Below are 17,366 nucleotides of genomic sequence, written 5' to 3' on the forward strand. Positions count from 1 at the left end.
ATGAGATAATAAGAGGTACACTGTGGCACGGGTGATCTTGTTAATGCCAATTAGTACTGGCGCCAGCTTAACCAATATCAGTCTGGGGGTGCTGCGGGCACTCGCCCGCCAAGGGATACGCCTCGGTTTTTTTAAACCGATTGCCCAAGCAGGCAGTGACAATGATAGCGCTTTCGATCTCACCTCGCACATTATCCAGACCTATGCAGCCATCGAGTCTCCCCCCTCTTTTAGCCTAGACTTTGCTGAACAGCTCATCAGTCAACATAAAATGGATGAGTTGTTAGAACAGATTGTGGCCCGTTTTACGACCTACCCCTATGAAGCGACTGTGATCGTGATTGAAGGGTTAGTGCCTACCCAGGAGCATCCCTATACCCATGAGCTCAATGGTCGTATTGCCCAAGCCCTCAATGCTGACATTGTGCTGGTCGTCGCTCCTGGAGAGGAAACGCTGGCTAAGCTACGAGAGCGGTTAGAAGTAGCCACTGCTCATTTCGGTAAGAGCACACAACAACCGATTGCCGGCATTATTGTGAATCGTCTTGATGCCCCCCTGCACGCTGCTACGCCCTTTCAGCCTATGCTGGCTCAGCATTTTGATCTTAACCACGATCCGCAAGGAAGCGATCCCGCAATGCTGCAGCTGCTGACAGATAACCCCTATCCACTACTGGGTGATGTGCCCTGGGATCTCGAAGCGATGGCCTGTCGAGCCAGTGATATCGCACGACATCTGCAGGTGACCATCATTAATTCTGGAGAGATGCAGCAACGCCGACTGAAATCCATTATTTTTTGTGCGCATAGCATTCCCCATATGCTGAGCTATTTTCAACCAGGCGCCCTGCTGGTCACCTCCGCCGATCGAGCGGATGTGGTGTTAGCAGCTTCACTAGCTGCCTTAAATGGCATTGCTATTGGTGCTTTGCTGCTAACAGGCGGTTATGCCCTGGATGCTCATTTAAAACAGATCTGTGCCCGAGCGTTCGAAGCGGGCTTGCCCGTTTTTTCTGTTGAGAGCAATACTTGGCAGACTGCTATGGCGCTACAGCGTTTTAGTTTGGAACTCCCTATCGACGATCCGCAACGGATTGAGGCGATTCAGGAACATATTGCTGATCAGCTGAACAATGCGTGGATCACTACCTTAACCACCGCCCTCACCCGTCCGCCCATCTTGTCACCGCCCGCCTTCCGCTATCGCTTAACTGAACTCGCTCGCAAAGCGAATAAACGCATTGTATTACCTGAAGGGGATGAACCGCGGACTATCCGCGCCGCCGCCCTTTGTGGGGAACGCCAAATCGCTCGTTGCGTTCTATTGGGTGATCCAGCACGGATCCGGCGCACCGTCGAAGCTGAAGGAATCACTCTGGGAGCCAGTGTTGAAATTCTGGATCCAGAACCCTTAAGAAACCACTATCTGCCACGATTGATGGCACTGCGACAGCCACGCGGGATGACGACACGGTTGGCTCGTGAATGGCTACAAGATACTGTGGTATTAGGAACGCTCATGCTAGAGCAAGCAGCGGTTGATGGCTTAGTCTCTGGGGCTGTACACACTACCGCCAACACCATTCGCCCAGCCTTGCAACTGATTAAAACCGCACCGGGAAGCCCTTTGGTCTCATCGCTATTTTTTATGCTGCTCCCCGATCAAGTACTGGTCTATGGCGACTGTGCCATCAATCCTGATCCCACAGCAGAGCAGCTGGCGGCGATTGCTATCCAATCTGCCGACTCTGCAGCAGCGTTTGGGATTGAGCCCCGGGTGGCGATGATCTCTTACTCGACTGGTCGTTCTGGCTCTGGCAGTGATGTCGATAAAGTACGGACCGCCACGCAAATTGCACAGCGGCGCCGTCCTGATCTGATCATCGACGGGCCGCTACAGTACGATGCCGCCATTATGGCAGAGGTTGCTCAATCTAAGGCACCAGATTCCCCAGTCGCTGGCAGAGCGACCGTCTTTATCTTCCCTGATCTCAATACCGGAAACACCACCTATAAAGCAGTTCAACGCTCAGCTAACCTACTCTCCATTGGACCGATGTTACAAGGGTTACGTCAACCAGTGAATGATCTCTCGCGGGGCGCTTCAGTGGATGACATTGTTTACACCATTGCCTTAACCGCCATTCAAGCGTCCCAAATTAAACCCACCATTCAAGAGCAGCGTAGTGATCATCCTCAAACCTAGGGGCTGTGCTATTTTATTGCAATTTCTGATCAAGTAAGCATAAAACATTATTTTTATTCATTAGTTATTTTTTAATATTGTTATTAATCATAGTTTTTAGGGACTGTTGAACCTCTATAATCACAGCAACCAGCTACTGACAGTAGGTGTTAAGTTATCGCGAAAAATTAACTGCAAAAATATTGCCATAAGAGCTCAACAAGCGGTTAATTTCTGTATTGATAGTTTGTTTACTCCAGGTTACCAAGCGGCGCCAATGATACTTAGCTTGTTTCCAAACTATCTCAATCAAATTAAGCTCTGGACTATAAGCGGGAAGATAAAGAAGTACCATATTGTTCTCCACGAACCACCGTTTCAATGTCTCTTGCTCAATGCCATGATGAATACTGGCATTATCTAATACCACAAAGGTATAGCGTTGCTCACCCTTCTGGGCAATATCCTCTAAAAAGTCAACGACCTCTTTTCTTGTCACATTTTGCTCAATAATCTTATGGGACAAGGTGTTAGCTGAAAAATCTAAAGCCCCCAGTACCGAACGTCTGCAGTGTGGTTTTGGTTCTACCCGATGCGGCTGCCCTCTAGGTCCCCAACCATTCTGAACAGGAGGGGTAGAGGAAAAACCACTTTCATCAAAATAGATCAAACGATATTTGTTGTCTTCACGGGAGAGCAATTTGAGCCTTGAGAGTACAGCTGATTTTGCAATGTAACAGGCTTCATCACGTTTTTTTTAAGTGAATAACGTGATCTTTTATAGGAGAGCCCTTGCTCTTTAAGCGCCGAAGCGAGTGTTTCTAGCGTGCAAGGTAAGGCACCATGTTCAGCTTCCACTCGTTTGGCTATGCCTGCTAAACTCAATGATTCCGAGCATGCAGCGTCGACAGCACTGGCAACCATTTCTGGCGACAGCGCTCGTGGTCGGCCGCCGTTATATTGACAAAGCAGGCCACAAATACCTGCTCGGCGCCACCTATGGATCCAGTTATACACCGCTCGAAAACTAACCAAAAGCTCCTTGGAAACTTCAACCGGTTTGAGTCCCTTGGCTAGTAGTAACAGTCCAGCTCCTCGCATCCTGGTCTCTCTATAATGATGGTTTAAAGATAGTTGTTGTAATGTAAAGCGCTCAGTTTCTGTCAATTTTATGGACAATTTCATTGGGCAACAGCATGCAGAGTGAAAATTCATATCTTTAGCATAATTCATTGCATTTCATTTTTATAGAGCACTTATTAAAAATATAGGCCTTTTACCGAGCATTGTAGCACTCTTAGTGATGTTTTCGAAAATGGATATAAACCAATCCTGGGCAGAGCTTGGAGCGATCATTGCTTGTGTTAACATCATCTGGTTTTTTATAGCAATCATCGCACATTCGCACTCACAGCATTGGGCTCATGCCCCATCGTGCTCACCGAGCTAGCCCTGAAGAAAAAACAGGCGCTCAAACAAAACTTCGAGAGGGCTAGTTCAACTCCAAACGTCATCAGATAGTGTCGGATCTATCGTATTATTTCTGGAGCAGAGTCCCCCCTTTAGCGAGGTGACTCCGGCTCCTCAGATCCTTCTGGGATAGTGGCTAGTGTTGTCTTGACAAAAATTAAAGGCTGATATTGAGCTATTTTCAAGGATGACTTCACTTGATCCAGTGTAATCTGTTGATAATTTTCTACACCCCTGCTAGGTTTTCTAGGTCTTCTCGGTACCGATGGCCCACTAGGGCTTATTCGCTGAAAGGGGGCTTTACCCTGCTGTACGGTAGCCGCTACGCTGGTGGTCTCCTCACTGCGTGACATTGCTGCTGCCGAGCTGTGATTGAATGATGCAACTCTCATGATAGTGTTTCCCATAGTGTCCTCTTTCGTCACTGAATCTGGTGATAAAAAATTAATATTTGCTACTATTTTTCAACAGTACTGCCTTAGCCTATGATGGCTACCTGTGCAGAGCAGTCGGTAGCCATCCCGTTTTATTGCCGTTCATCGTAATCCTTCATAGCGGCATTTTAGTAACTTTATCTGATTCTGCTGTGCGTCCCATCCAAATATCATTTTAATATTACCGGTAGATAGATTTTGCGAGCTTTTAATGTCCCAGTCAAATTGGATTGCTTTAACTGCTGTCGCTTGATTATTCTTAAAAATAATATATTGTGGATCATGTAAAGAATGTACTGTCCTACCAGGTAGCCGAAGTTTCAAATAGTCTAGTGGATTTAAATTTTTATTTAATTTTATATGAGATCCTAATGGTTTTATTAAATCTGTATTTAAATTACAATAAACCAAATCCTCTTGTTTAGTTTTATCGTTATACTGGACGACTAATTCTACCTCGGCGATTTTACCTTGATAAGGATCTAGGATATTCCACTGTGAACTTTTGCAGTTTCTTATCGGATCTTTTCCTGTAAAATTATAATGAACGGTCTGAGGATCGCCTATCCTTTCACAGCGATAGCTATCTGAATAGCAGCTAAAGTAATCTAGAGGGTTTTTTATAGAAGACTTAGATTGCTTTGCCGTGTTTGAATTTACTTTTTTCCCTGAAGGCTCTGGCTGATGTTGTTTCAGTATAGCAGCGACCTCTTCATCATTATTAAATTCTTTTAGAATAAAATTGTTTTCCCTAAAGGAGTAGCTTTTAACGCCTGTTGGCTGGTCAACTGCCACAATAGGCCAGTTTTTAGATTCAATTTTGCAAAGATTTCCCTGTTGATCATAATAACAAGCAGCCTCTACTTTACCAACGAAACACTGATGGGCATCTATAATAAATGAACTCATACAACGAACAGTATAAGCTTGATTGCCTATTATTTGATCACTCTGGCTAACAGTTGGTCTGCTTACCGTATGATCGCGCTTATCTTTAAAAGATGAGCAGCGTAACAAGTCAATATTTTCTGGACGTATCTTACTATTTAAAAAATGATGAGCAGTTGCGGCACTGTTTCCTATAGGATTATTTTTGGGCGGATTTGTTGTTGCTCTAGCGGTAGGCGTCGTTGAATGCCTGGCATGGGGTATCCGCATATAGGGCTGATTAAAATCATTACCCATTGTTCGACGATAGGTATTACCTTGGAGTGAGGGAGCATGATCTTGGGTGGTTTTACCTGCTATTGCCGTAATGCCTTCATTTTTTTTAGGAAAACTGGCATAAACGGTTGGACCAACCTGATGAATTTTGTTGTTCTGATTCTTTTTGGTATTTATAAAAACACTGGATGAATGTTTTATATTATTCAACCCTGATTTTTTTGAATCGATTGTACTAGAAAAAGAGTCTGCAGAGATAAAACTATGGCCACTATCACTTGAACAGTCTGAAAAATGACGACCCTCTTTTTTTAGATTACTTAAAGGATTAATGTCAGTATTTTCAAAACTTGAAATTCTGTAAGGTCCCATCATAGCGTGATGATATGACAAATTTTTAATAGGGAAATTTTCAAAATTTGAAATCCCAAAACTTCCCATCATTGGATTATTTGTTGGACAATGAATATTCATGAAGACTCCTTTTTTATATGAAAACAAATATTTATTCAAGTTGAAAATCATTAAATAATGTCTAATGGACAGCAGGCTCTTTAGAGGGAATAGTCGGTATTCAAAAATTCCTCAGACTCCAATGAAAGTTATTCTAAAAACTTCTGCTTCTCAAGCAATAGACAGGGTAAACCCTGAAAATAAAAGGCTGACCGGCTGTGCTGTTTTTTTTATAAGCGTCTTAGCAGATAAATGGCTTATACTATCACGCTGAAGCCTGTTGCTGCTGAGCGGCCAGCGACAGCATCGCGCGCTACTAGCTGAAAATCAGTGGTGAGCACTGCTGCAAAAATCATCACTCCCCAGTACAACCATTAGGGTGCCTATTGATGTCCAGACAGTTAGTGTTAGTGCTCAATTGTGGTAGCTCTTCGCTCAAATTCGCTATCATCGATAGCCAGAGCGGCCAGGAGCTGCTCAGTGGCTTGGCCGAATGCTTGCAACATGCCGAGGCCTGTATTCATTGGAAATTGGATGGGAAAAAGCAGCAACAGCCCCTTGCAGCACCAGCCACACACCGTGAAGCGTTGCAGTATATAGTGCACACCATTCTGCCACAAAGCCCCACCTTGGCGACCAACTTGATGGCCATCGGCCATCGCATTGTGCAGGGCGGTGAACAATTAACGCAACCCGTCGTCATTGATCAAGCGGTATTGGCGGAAATAGCAGCGAATCAGCGCTTTGCCCCCTTGCATAATCCGGCCGCCTTAGCCGGGATCCAAGCCGCTTTTAATAGTTTTCCACACTTGATAGCACACAATGTCGCGGTATTCGATACCGCTTTCCACCAAACGATGCCAGAAGAGGCCTACCTCTACGCGCTTCCTTATAGCTTGTACCAACAACACAGAATCCGCCGCTATGGTTTCCATGGCATCAGCCATCAGTTTGTCACCCAACAAGCGGCCAGATTTCTGGAGAAACCGCTAGAGACGCTGAATGCCATCACCTGTCACCTAGGGAATGGCGCTTCGGTGGCGGCTATCCGCCAGGGCCGTTCGGTCGATACCTCCATGGGGTTCACCCCACTATCCGGCTTGGTGATGGGCACCCGCTGTGGTGATATTGACCCGGCTATCCCCTTTTATCTGCAGGAGACCTTAGATCTCTCACCAGAGGCTATTCAGCATCTCTTGATCCATGAATCAGGATTATTGGGGCTTAGCGAAGGCATTAGCGATTGCCGACTACTGGAAGAGCAGTATAGTACACATCCAGCAGCCCACCGGGCGCTACAGAGTTTCTGCTACCAATTGGCTAAATACATCGGAGCCTACAGCGCCGCGGTGGGCGATCAGTTGGATCTATTGGTCTTTACTGGCGGCATCGGCGAAAATTCCTCCTTAGTCCGTCAACTGGTCTTGGAACGTTTGGGATTGCTGGACTTTAAACTGGATGCCGCGGCCAATGTGGCCACCTGCTTTGGAAAAATCGGCAACATTAGTCTGCCAGGCCATCGACCCGCCTGGGTGATCCCCACCAATGAGGCGCTCATGATTGCTACTCATGCCGCCGGTTTGATTAACTGTTTCTCAACACAACAATAGCCTATCCATGAACTATTCAATGAGATAATAAGAGGTACACTGTGGCACGGGTGATCTTGTTGATGCCAATTAGTACTGGCGCCAGCTTAACCAATATCAGTCTGGGGGTGCTGCGGGCACTCGCCCGCCAAGGGATACGCCTCGGTTTTTTTAAACCGATTGCCCAAGCAGGCAGTGACAATGATAGCGCTTTCGATCTCACCTCGCACATTATCCAGACCTATGCAGCCATCGAGTCTCCCCCCTCTTTTAGCCTAGACTTTGCTGAACAGCTCATCAGTCAACATAAAATGGATGAGTTGTTAGAACAGATTGTGGCCCGTTTTACGACCTACCCCTATGAAGCGACTGTGATCGTGATTGAAGGGTTAGTGCCTACCCAGGAGCATCCCTATACCCATGAGCTCAATGGTCGTATTGCCCAAGCCCTCAATGCTGACATTGTGCTGGTCGTCGCTCCTGGAGAGGAAACGCTGGCTAAGCTACGAGAGCGGTTAGAAGTAGCCACTGCTCATTTCGGTAAGAGCACACAACAACCGATTGCCGGCATTATTGTGAATCGTCTTGATGCCCCCCTGCACGCTGCTACGCCCTTTCAGCCTATGCTGGGGTAGTATGCACATAGCTGAGAAAACGGCCATCTGGCTTTGACTAGTTAGCAGCCTTACCCTGTTTTTTGCCTGTTAAAACCTTTTCAGCGGCTAAAATACGGTAGATAGTGGCTTCGCCAATGCTTAGTTGTCTGGCAATATTGGCTTTCGTTATCCCTTCACTGGCTAGTTCAAGAACTTTCTTGTGTCGTTCTTTATCAATCGGTTTTCGTCCCTTGTACTTACCAGCGGATTTTGCCTTGATCACACCCTCGCGTTGGCGCTCTAACATCATTTCCCTTTCGAACTGTGCGACTGCGCCCAAGACTGTTAACATCAGCTTCCCAGTTGGGGTTTCTGTGTCCATGCCTAAATTGAGAATCCGCAAGCCAACCAGCTTACTGTCTAGCTTTGCTATGATTTTCATCAAATCCGTGATTGAACGTGCCAGCCGATCGAGCTTGGTTACTACAAACACATCGCCTTCCCGTACAAAATCTAGAGCATTTTCTAGTTGTGTGCGGTTAGAAACTGAAGAGACCTGCTCACTAAACAGCTTTTCACAGCCTGCTACTTTCAATTCCTCTAACTGGGCTTCAAAACCAGCAATTTGTTCAACCGTCGAGGTTCGGGCATAGCCAATTATCATTTTTCTATCACTAGATGTTTAGATACTGTGAGAATTAAACTATCAAAAATAAAAAACATACCTATTGATTGATTAATCCCTCCTGGTCATAACCTATCACTAAAGCTTGCTCTATTGATAGATTTCTATTTTTATGAAGTTAACTTTTCGTTCTCAGATTGCTTTTAATTATCATTTCTATTTTCAAGCCGTGCCTTTGACAAGCTCACTGCCTCATGGAGCTTTTGCTCAAGGAGTTGTCTGTAAGGTAAGCCCGTCAAGTATTCGGCAACATGAATACCGCTTTGATCCAGTTCCAGTAATTCAATCTGTTCATGGTTTTTACCCGTGCACAAGATGATACCTAAAGGAGGCAACTCATCCTGCTCTCGTTCATGCTTTGCAAGCCAGCGCAAATAGAGTTCCATTTGGCCTTTGTCAGCCGCCTTAAATTCACCTAGCTTTAATTCAATGGCAACGAGTCGCTTCAGACGACGGTTGTAGAATAAGAGATCGATATAAAAATCATTATTATCGATTTGTAGTCGTTTTTGACGGGCGACGAAACTAAAGCCAGCACCTAGCTCCAGAAGAAAATTTTCCAATTCACGCAATATAGCGTCTTCAAGGTCTTTTTCTAGGTAACGATCCCTTAAACCCAGAAAATCAAGAAGATAGGGATCTTTTAGTACAAGATTATGGCTCAGAGCGCCTTTATCCCGCAATGCCGCAAGCTCAGTGATCAGTAGTTCATCAGGCTTACGCGAAAGCGCAGTGCGCTCGAATAACATGGAGTCAAGGCGCCCTTGTAAGATACGAGTGCTCCAGCCTTCACTGCGGCACATCTCAAGATAAAATTCGCGTTTAAGCGGATCCTCAATGTAGATCAGAGTGCGAAAATGAGTCCAACTCAATTGTCTACTCAGTGCGTAGACAATTGCTTCATCCTTAAACATCTCAGCAAAACGCAGCATATGCCGCAAATTTTTTGTGCTAAATCCCCGTCCCTGTTCGATTTCCAGTCGTTTAGCCACCGTTATAACGATTTGCTCACCATATTCAGCCCGTTCACCATTGAGAACTTCAGCCTGTATCCGTTGTCCGATTCGCCAATAAAGCAGGGTTAAAGACGAATTGACAGTAGCAGCTAGTCCGGTTTTGGCTTCATCGATCAATTGACTGATGTCACTAATAAGCTTGGAAGATAACAGCTCCACTACAGCTTGTGAGTCCATTTAGATACCTTTACGCCGCCTTGGCTTCAATCGATAATCGAGCGTTCATATCCAGCTCAAAACGGCCATAGGGATTAACGTGCGCGTAAATAAGCGGTGACAGCGCTCTAAAATCGACTACATGCATACGTTTCTTCCAGGGTGGTTCAGCTAGAATTTGCTGGATCATCAATGTATTCACGTAGACCAAACAAAGTTGAAGCAAGTGTAGCGATAACACAGAAAGCTCCTGAGCTTCTAGCCGATTAGTTGCTACTTCACCGCTATCACCGTAGAAGATAAAACCGTTGGCACTATTCCAGTTCTCAACCACGTTCAATCCTTCATGGATCTCACGTCGTAATGCTTCTGAGTGCAAATACCGGCACAAGAAAATCGTTTTTATTACTTTGCCTAATTCTGCCAGTGCTTTGTAGGTGGGATGTTGTAGATTGCCACGAGTAAACCGGCGCAGAATGGCTTCAGCATCCGCTGTTCCTAGACGCAAGGCGGTGGTGTACTTAACCATCTCATCATATTGCTGGATCATTAATTCCCATTTAATCGATCGGCTTAGGATAGATTGCAGGTTGGGATAGTCGGCAAATGAACCCTCTGCTGGTAGAGACAGTTTTTGTGATGCTATCGCTTTTAATCGTGGCAGAAGGTCAAAACCCAGTAAATGGCAAAAAGCGAAACCAACTTCACTTTGACCATGGCTGTCAGTGTATTGTTTCTGTACATCTGCATCGGTAGCATGACGCAATACGCCTTCGATCATGGAAGAGACCTCAGATGAGGAGCAACGCTTCAATTGTGAATAAATGCATACCGATTTGTTCTCAACATGCCAATAGATAGTGACCCCACGGCCGCCGTATCGCACATGCCATTCAGTTAATAAATTCTGGTCCCAGGCGCCGAATTTTTTAGCATCTGACGCACAACTGGTCGTTCCTTCACCCCAAATTTCGGGCACCCGGATCGCAAAAGTAGCATTGGCTATTTTTGAAATCGCTTCGCGTAACGCGTTTTTCTGCAAGAAACCGTGGCGAACATAGAGCAATTCTTGGTAAGTAATATGATGACCACCGGCAGCCACTCGCTTTATGCCAGCATTGGTCCCTAGAGCATATAAACATAACAATAGTCGCTGTTGTAGTTTGTCATGAGTAAGGGTCTCTCGCTGACGACAGCTCTGAAAGATACGGGTAAAATCAACGCGAAGATCTGTCTCTTTAAGAATATCAAGTAAGCTGGTCGACGCCCAACGCTTGAAAAGTTCAGCCTTCATGTGCTTGAGGTTTTCCGGCTCTGGCTGAGCTTCTAATGGCGTCAAACAGATACGTTTTTTTCCTTGTTCACGGAGGAATACCCGGGGATTTTTAGGAAGGCCCTGATTTAGTATCGACAGGGCATCCACCATTTGTTGCTTAAGAATGTTGATAAAAGACATAGGGTCGGCTGGTAATTTCAGAGCATCATAGTAAGCAACACGATTGACCTCGAAGTCCTTGGGAAGGTCTTCATCTGGATTGCGGTAACGGTGAGACCCCTCAACCCAAATTTCCTTACTGCGTAAGCGATCACGTAGCGCTTGTAGGACACTTATCTCGTAGTTGATACGATTAATCCGCTCTTTACCATCGCTATCCTGTTCCACTACGATATCGCGCCATTTTGGCTTAATAACCCCATCGATGGGTACATTATCGTCAGCTGCAAAGTATCGCACACCGCTATCACGGTAACTTTTAAGTAACTCCAATGCCTTCATGACTGGTTGATGAACCGTGTTATTACTGAAAAACGCCAATGCATCAACAATAGGGGGCAGCATACGCCGGTAATGGTTGCTATAAGAGGCACGGATGACAGTATGGACCACGTTCTGATAGCTCTTACCGCTGGTTTTAAATTCTTTTACTAGATCTTTCAGTGTCTGCAGTCCTACTAGTGGATAAAGTACCTCTTTAATGACGCCATCCGGTTGGTCTACAGCTGCTTCAGCCAGTTTAAACAGGAGGTTAGGCTTTCCACGTACTTGACGCAGGTTATCCAGTAATTGCTTTTCTACTTTCTTTTCAGCACGATTGCTGATCTTATGAACCGCCTGGATCAGTAAATCGACTAAGTTATCAGTAATACATTGCTGTCGTTGCCAGCAAAATGCAGCTACCAGCGCGTAACGAATATCCTCTGGGTGACGGTGTAACTCCCAGATGGATTCAATGCTGGCTCGTCGGTAATATTTTTGTAACCAGAGAGGGGGTAATGCTATAAATTCCTTTGTCGGTAAGGCTACTTGGCGAATACGAATAAGCTTGGCCAGTTCTTGCTGTGCCGTATCAAGACTTACTCGTCCAGGATCATGCCCTATCCATGTCAACCCACGTAATTCAACGTCAGAGGTTGATTTTTGATCTGTACAAACATCACCTAGTTCACTTTGACTGCCAAGTAACGCGTCAATAGATGCCTTAGTATCAGGAGTTAGCAAAGCAGAAATAAGTGCGACTAGTTCACTTTCGAATACATGAGTGGTTGAATTGAGCAAACGCTGTAGCTGAGCATTACTCGGTGGTTCAATTTTCTGACGGGCAAACCAGTCGTGAGCCTGCTCTAGCAAAGATTCTAAAAGTGGCGCAGCGGGAAGGACTTCAGCTCTCAACCAGGCTACCAATGCGTCTTTATCTTGCTGATGAGCTCGTCGAATGCCAAGAAAATTAAGGATTTCAGCCCGATCTCGTCTACCTGTACGACCAGTCCAATCATAGTCATCTAAGCTTTCTGGGGTTACCCCGATCTGGCGCGCCAGGTAATCAACTACTACACCAGGGATAGCAGCCCTTTTATCAGGGAAGTATGTTTGATTTTGAAAAAATTTTAGGAGAGTAATAAAACCAAGGCGGCAGGGCTTTTTTTTGTTGATGATTAAGGCTTGTTCATCAGATGACAAAAACCACTGCGCATGCAGTTCATCTTCGCTCCATTGCCATTTCACCGTTCGCTCTCCTGCATCACTACTGTAGGTCTTATAACACGCGATCATCCTATCATTAGAGTGGCAATATTGGTAGATCTAAATTTTTTGTGAAAAAATAGAGCCGTGCTCAAAGATTAGCCTCATCAAAAACCAGATGGCCGTTTTCGCAGCTATGTGCATACTACCCCAATGAGAGCTTACGTAAGCCAGCGCTTATTTTGCTCAGTCGGTATGCTCGGCTGCGGGGTCGCCAAAATCGAGCTTCAGGCCGCCATAGGAAAAGTGATCTCCTTCAATGATATTAGGTGATCTTCTTCATGTTAATACGCACCAAGCACTTGCAGATTATTGAGTGGGGTCGTATAGTCTCTTTGCCATAGCAAAAAACTATGGCCGGATTTGATACTCCGAGTTTACCATCAGCGCCGAAACGCACTATCCCGGTGTGTTTTTTTGTGCCATCCAGTTCATGGTGGCTCAGGCGGGGCACCTTCTAGGTGACCGGCAACTGATGGTCCGGTAGTATCAACTCTGCTTGGGCTGCCACCAATATTGAGCTTGATACCTCAAGGCGGCAGCAGTCGTAAACCATCAGGAGTTTGCTGTCATGCAACAATCATCAACTTTTTCTTTCAAAGAGATTCTTTCTCACACAAGTTCACTGCAGTCTGTTTTTGAGCAGGGTATTGAGATTAATACCCGAGATGCCACGGGCCAGACGTTGTTAATTTCTGCCACGTTAAAAAACGATTACGCTCTGGTTCAAGCCTTGCTAGAACAAGCGGGGATTGATGTTAATCTGCCGGATAGCCATGGAAGAACTGCACTGATGTATGCGATGAGCAGTCCGCATTTACCGATATTGGAAGAGTTGTTGGGTGATAATCGAATAGCGGTTAACCAGCAAGACTCCCGTGGGAGCACTGCTTTAATGTTAGCAGCGGCTTTGGGGCTTTGTCGGATTGTCAGTCTGATCTTGCCACCTTTTTTTAGACACAGAGAAGAGAAACCTTAAGCGACCTGGGATAACCAATTTTTTTCAAAATTTACAGGAGACAGATAGCCTAGCGTTGAGTGCCGTCTCTGTCGGTTATAAAACACTTCTACGTATTCAAAAATGCTCAATTTGGCTTGTTCTCTGCTCTCAAAACGTTCAAAGTGGGTGTGCTCTGTTTTTAAGGTATGGAAAAAACTCTCTGCTACTGCATTGTCATAACAATTGCCCGTACTACTCATGCTAAGCGTTATCTGGTGATGCGCCGATACAGCCTTGAATCCTTTGCTGGTATACTGGCTGCCTCGGTCGGAGTGGTGGATGAGACCTGCAGCAGGCTTCCTCCGTGTTATTGCCTGGCGTAATGCTGCGGCTACTAACTCGGTGGTCATGTGAGCTTGCATATCCATCCCCACGATACTACGAGAGAACAGGTCCAGTACGATAGCAACATACAACCATCCCTCTTGGGTCGGAATATAGGTAATATCTGCTGCCCAGTATTGATCAGGGCGAGTGGCTGTGAACTTCTGCTTGAGTAAATTAGGCGCCACTGCGGCCTTTGGATCGACTATTGTGGTTACCTTAAATCGTTTTTTCATCTTAGCCGCAATATGGGCTGCTTTCATTAGCCGACAAACCCGTTTGCGTGAACAGCGCTCACCTCTAGCTCGTAACTCAGCATGGATACGTGGGCTACCGTAAATTTGGTTGCTTATGGTATAAACCTCTTTAATTTCAGATATTAAACGCTCATCCTCACAATAGCGCTTGGATGGCTCAGCCTTGATAAACTGATAATAGCCACTGCGGGATACACCTAACACGTTGGACATCCTCTCTACGCTGAATTCCCCAGCATGCTTTTGCATAAACTGGTATTTTACTTGCGGGCCACTGAGAAGATGCCCAAGGCTTTTTTTAGGATATCCCTCTCTTCACGTGCTATCGCCAATTCTTTCCGCAATTGACTGAGCTCAGCATCAGACGCTTTCAGGTATCCTTTGCCCGGGAAAGCCTCTGCACCATCCTTGTTATGCTGATGGACCCACCCTGCCAATGTACTCTTGGGAACTCCCAATTCCTCGCTCAATTGACAGAGCGTTTTACCAGTGCTGTGATACAGCTTTACCGCATTCAGCTTGAATTCCTTATCATAGCTCCTTGATTCCCCTTGATTCATAACTTCACCTCAAAAAGTAACAAAAAATTATACGCTTTGTTCCTCTTCGTTGTGTCCGTTAAAGGGTAGCAAGATCAGTCGATTGCTGCAGCAGACAGGTATTGAAGTCAACCTTCGGGATAACCGTGGTCGGACTGCCTTGATGTTGGCAGTATTGTACGATGAAAGTGATGTTGTGGAGGAGTTGTTGCGTTATTCCTGGGTGGATGATACTGTGGAAGACAACCAGGGCCGTACGGCTTTCTTTTTTGCCAAGTACTCGAATAGGCCGCTATTGATAAAGACCCTGTTGCGGCATCCTCCACTTTGCTACAATTTTTTGCAAAACAGCTTTTAGTACAAGTAGCAACATTGTATTTAGCAATGCAGTAATTTACGGCGCCTGCTCATCACCATCTGGGGTATGGCGATGAGGCGGGTTGCTGATGCAGAAATTGCCTCTGGGCGTGTTAGAGCGCTTACTCCTCTGCTCCTATTTTTAGAGGAGCCTCAGACTCTAGCAATCGATTTTATTTTCATTATTAGGCCTAGTCGGCACATAGCTGCGAAAGTGGCCATGTGGATTTGACTATCGAGCAGCAACCCCCTATTTTTTAATGGCTTTTAACCAATACTTAACAGTCTATTATGTTATAAGTTAGTAGACACCAAAGAATAACCTGAATAGAATGTCTATAAAATCGATTTTATAGCATTTAATAGACATACTGTCTGTTAAACGATTTAGGAGACACTTTGGGCCATGCGACTCTTTGGTTATGCTCGAGTATCAACCAGCCAACAATCTTTGGATGTTCAAATCAAGGCATTGAAAGCTGAAGGGGTGAAAAGTAATCGAATTTTCACTGATAAGGCTTCAGGAAGTCATGCTGCTCGTGAAGGTCTCCAGCTGTTACGTGTTAAGGTTGAAGAAGGCGACCTTGTGCTGGTTAAAAAATTAGATCGGCTGGGAAGAGATACCGCTAATATGATCCAACTAATTAAAGAGTTTGATAATATGGGTGTAGCCATTCGATTTTTAGATGACGGGATCAGTACTGAAGGAGCAATGGGAAGGATGGTTGTCACCATCCTGTCAGCAGTCTCTCAAGCTGAACGCCAGCGGATATTAGAGCAAACCAATGAAGGGCGGATTGAAGCCAAAGCCAAGGGCATTCGGTTTGGTCGTAAGCCTTCAATTAACTATGAAAAAGTCAGGGGACTGTATCAGGGTGGGACAGGTGCCACCTCTATAGCAAAGCAGCTCAATATTGGTAGATCAACTGTTTATAAAATTTTAAAAATATACGACGTTAAATCAATAAGTTAATGCGTATCCTGGGGATTAACGCAGGTTTCCGTACCCTTGGAGGTCAGACCACTGAGACATCGCTGGATAAAAATGAGTTGGTTTATAAATACTTAATTGTAGGTAACTTATCAAAAGATTAAAAGCTAGCCTGCAGAAAGTAGGCAGGTTTTTCAAGTTATGATAATCTGACAGTCAGTCCTTAGCAAAGCCAGCAAATCGATACGTTATCGATTCTCCAATGGACAACGACCCCTATCAACAAAGACTAGAGTCCTTTCTAGAGTGTAGAGCAGCCGAAGTTGAACAGATACTTGACTACTCGAAATGACTTAAGCTCTATTAAACCAGATATAGTGAGCTCGGGCTTGGAGGTAACTCAATTGATATGAATAATCAGTATAAGCCGTTGAATAACGAGGAATGTGACCGACTAGGGGACTTTCTTGAAAAAGCCAGTTCACCGACAATGAACCTAGAAATGCTCGATGGGTTCTTCTCAGCGCTGATTTGTGGCCCAGACCTGGTGCTTCCAAGCGAGTATTTACCGGAAATTTTGGGAGAAGATTCTACCTTTGATAGTGATGACCAGGCTGTTGAGATTACTGGGTTAGTCATGCGGCACTGGAACACCATTGCATCAACATTGTTGAAAACGCTGGAGAAAAATGGAATTTACTTTCCTATTTTATTTGAAGATGAAAATGGCGTTGCCTACGGTAATGATTGGGCACACGGCTTCATGCGCGGTGTTCAACTACACCCTGATAGCTGGGATGAATTGATCAACAGTGAAGAGTTTGGTGGGGCAATCCTGCCGATTATGATCTTGTATTACGAGCACGATCCAAATCCAACCTTGCGTCCATCGGCGATTGTCCCGGAAAGACGTGAGGAGCTGCTTCAGTATATGGTTGCTGGTTTGGCGCATATCTATCGCTATTTTGCGCCACACCGCCAGTATACAGTGGAAATTGGCCAAGTTCCTTGGCGAAGAGATCAGCATAAAGTCGGCAGGAATGAGACCTGTCCTTGTGGCAGCGGGAGCAAGTATAAGTATTGCTGTACTGTCAAAGCCCAGACGATTCATTGATTCAAACTCACCTTCTATCGATAATGCGATGGTTGGCAATATCGACAGTGGATGACTAACTGGGGTTGTAGGGG

General features: G+C 45.3%; 13 protein-coding genes and 1 pseudogene. 7 read left to right on the forward strand and 7 right to left on the reverse strand.

The window, feature by feature from the left end:
• Positions 1 to 22 precede the first annotated feature (22 nt).
• Positions 23 to 2,206 carry a phosphate acetyltransferase gene (gene pta, locus NL324_RS06580; RefSeq protein WP_253306829.1) on the forward strand — a complete coding sequence of 728 codons (2,184 nt, stop codon included), beginning with the start codon at positions 23 to 25 and terminating at the stop codon, positions 2,204 to 2,206.
• A gap of 154 nt (positions 2,207 to 2,360) precedes the next feature.
• Here the strand turns inward: pta and NL324_RS06585 are convergent, their stop codons facing one another.
• The 3 genes from NL324_RS06585 to NL324_RS06595 all read right to left on the reverse strand — a co-directional run bounded on the left by NL324_RS06585 (position 2,361) and on the right by NL324_RS06595 (position 5,727).
• Positions 2,361 to 2,885, reverse strand: a complete 525-nt coding sequence (locus NL324_RS06585) for an IS630 family transposase (RefSeq protein WP_301282740.1) — start codon at positions 2,883 to 2,885, stop codon at positions 2,361 to 2,363.
• Positions 2,852 to 3,370, reverse strand: coding sequence for a helix-turn-helix domain-containing protein (locus NL324_RS06590; protein WP_253305868.1), 519 nt, complete (start codon positions 3,368 to 3,370; stop codon positions 2,852 to 2,854). The genes NL324_RS06585 and NL324_RS06590 overlap by 34 nt, the downstream gene beginning before the upstream one ends.
• A gap of 821 nt (positions 3,371 to 4,191) precedes the next feature.
• On the reverse strand, positions 4,192 to 5,727 hold the full coding sequence (locus tag NL324_RS06595) for a hypothetical protein (RefSeq protein WP_253306830.1): 1,536 nt from the start codon (positions 5,725 to 5,727) through the stop codon (positions 4,192 to 4,194).
• A 368-nt stretch (positions 5,728 to 6,095) separates the two neighbouring features.
• Between NL324_RS06595 and NL324_RS06600 the strand changes: the two genes are divergently transcribed.
• Positions 6,096 to 7,316 (forward strand): acetate kinase, encoded by a 1,221-nt coding sequence (locus NL324_RS06600; RefSeq protein ID WP_253306831.1) that lies wholly within the window; start codon positions 6,096 to 6,098, stop codon positions 7,314 to 7,316.
• A 62-nt stretch (positions 7,317 to 7,378) separates the two neighbouring features.
• Positions 7,379 to 7,930, forward strand: a complete 552-nt coding sequence (locus tag NL324_RS06605) for an AAA family ATPase (protein ID WP_253306832.1) — start codon at positions 7,379 to 7,381, stop codon at positions 7,928 to 7,930.
• 37 nt (positions 7,931 to 7,967) lie between these two features.
• On the opposite strand, the gene NL324_RS06610 is transcribed toward NL324_RS06605, so the two are convergent.
• From NL324_RS06610 to NL324_RS06620, 3 genes are all read right to left on the reverse strand, one after another.
• The gene (locus NL324_RS06610) at positions 7,968 to 8,555 is read right to left on the reverse strand and encodes a recombinase family protein (protein ID WP_253306833.1); all 588 of its coding nucleotides are present in this window, start codon (positions 8,553 to 8,555) and stop codon (positions 7,968 to 7,970) included.
• 164 nt (positions 8,556 to 8,719) lie between these two features.
• Positions 8,720 to 9,769: a PDDEXK nuclease domain-containing protein gene (locus tag NL324_RS06615; RefSeq protein ID WP_253306834.1), complete on the reverse strand. Its 1,050-nt coding sequence runs from the start codon at positions 9,767 to 9,769 to the stop codon at positions 8,720 to 8,722.
• 10 nt (positions 9,770 to 9,779) lie between these two features.
• Positions 9,780 to 12,752, reverse strand: coding sequence for a Tn3 family transposase (locus tag NL324_RS06620; RefSeq protein WP_253306835.1), 2,973 nt, complete (start codon positions 12,750 to 12,752; stop codon positions 9,780 to 9,782).
• Between the two features lie 589 nt (positions 12,753 to 13,341).
• Between NL324_RS06620 and NL324_RS06625 the strand changes: the two genes are divergently transcribed.
• Entirely contained in the window at positions 13,342 to 13,749 is a 408-nt protein-coding gene (locus NL324_RS06625; protein ID WP_253306836.1) for an ankyrin repeat domain-containing protein, read from the forward strand.
• Here NL324_RS06625 and NL324_RS06630 read toward each other — a convergent pair.
• Positions 13,746 to 14,911: pseudogene (locus NL324_RS06630) on the reverse strand (IS3 family transposase). The gene NL324_RS06625 and the pseudogene NL324_RS06630 overlap by 4 nt on opposite strands.
• Positions 14,912 to 14,993: 82 nt before the next feature.
• Here NL324_RS06630 and NL324_RS08365 point away from each other — a divergent pair.
• From NL324_RS08365 to NL324_RS06645, 3 genes are all read left to right on the forward strand, one after another.
• Positions 14,994 to 15,248 carry an ankyrin repeat domain-containing protein gene (locus NL324_RS08365; protein WP_366516347.1) on the forward strand — a complete coding sequence of 85 codons (255 nt, stop codon included), beginning with the start codon at positions 14,994 to 14,996 and terminating at the stop codon, positions 15,246 to 15,248.
• 405 nt (positions 15,249 to 15,653) lie between these two features.
• Positions 15,654 to 16,220: a recombinase family protein gene (locus NL324_RS06640; protein WP_253306837.1), complete on the forward strand. Its 567-nt coding sequence runs from the start codon at positions 15,654 to 15,656 to the stop codon at positions 16,218 to 16,220.
• A gap of 367 nt (positions 16,221 to 16,587) precedes the next feature.
• Entirely contained in the window at positions 16,588 to 17,292 is a 705-nt protein-coding gene (locus NL324_RS06645; protein WP_253306838.1) for a YecA/YgfB family protein, read from the forward strand.
• Positions 17,293 to 17,366: the final 74 nt, after the last annotated feature.

This window comes from unidentified bacterial endosymbiont (assembly GCF_918320885.1).
Taxonomy (GTDB): Bacteria; Pseudomonadota; Gammaproteobacteria; order Enterobacterales.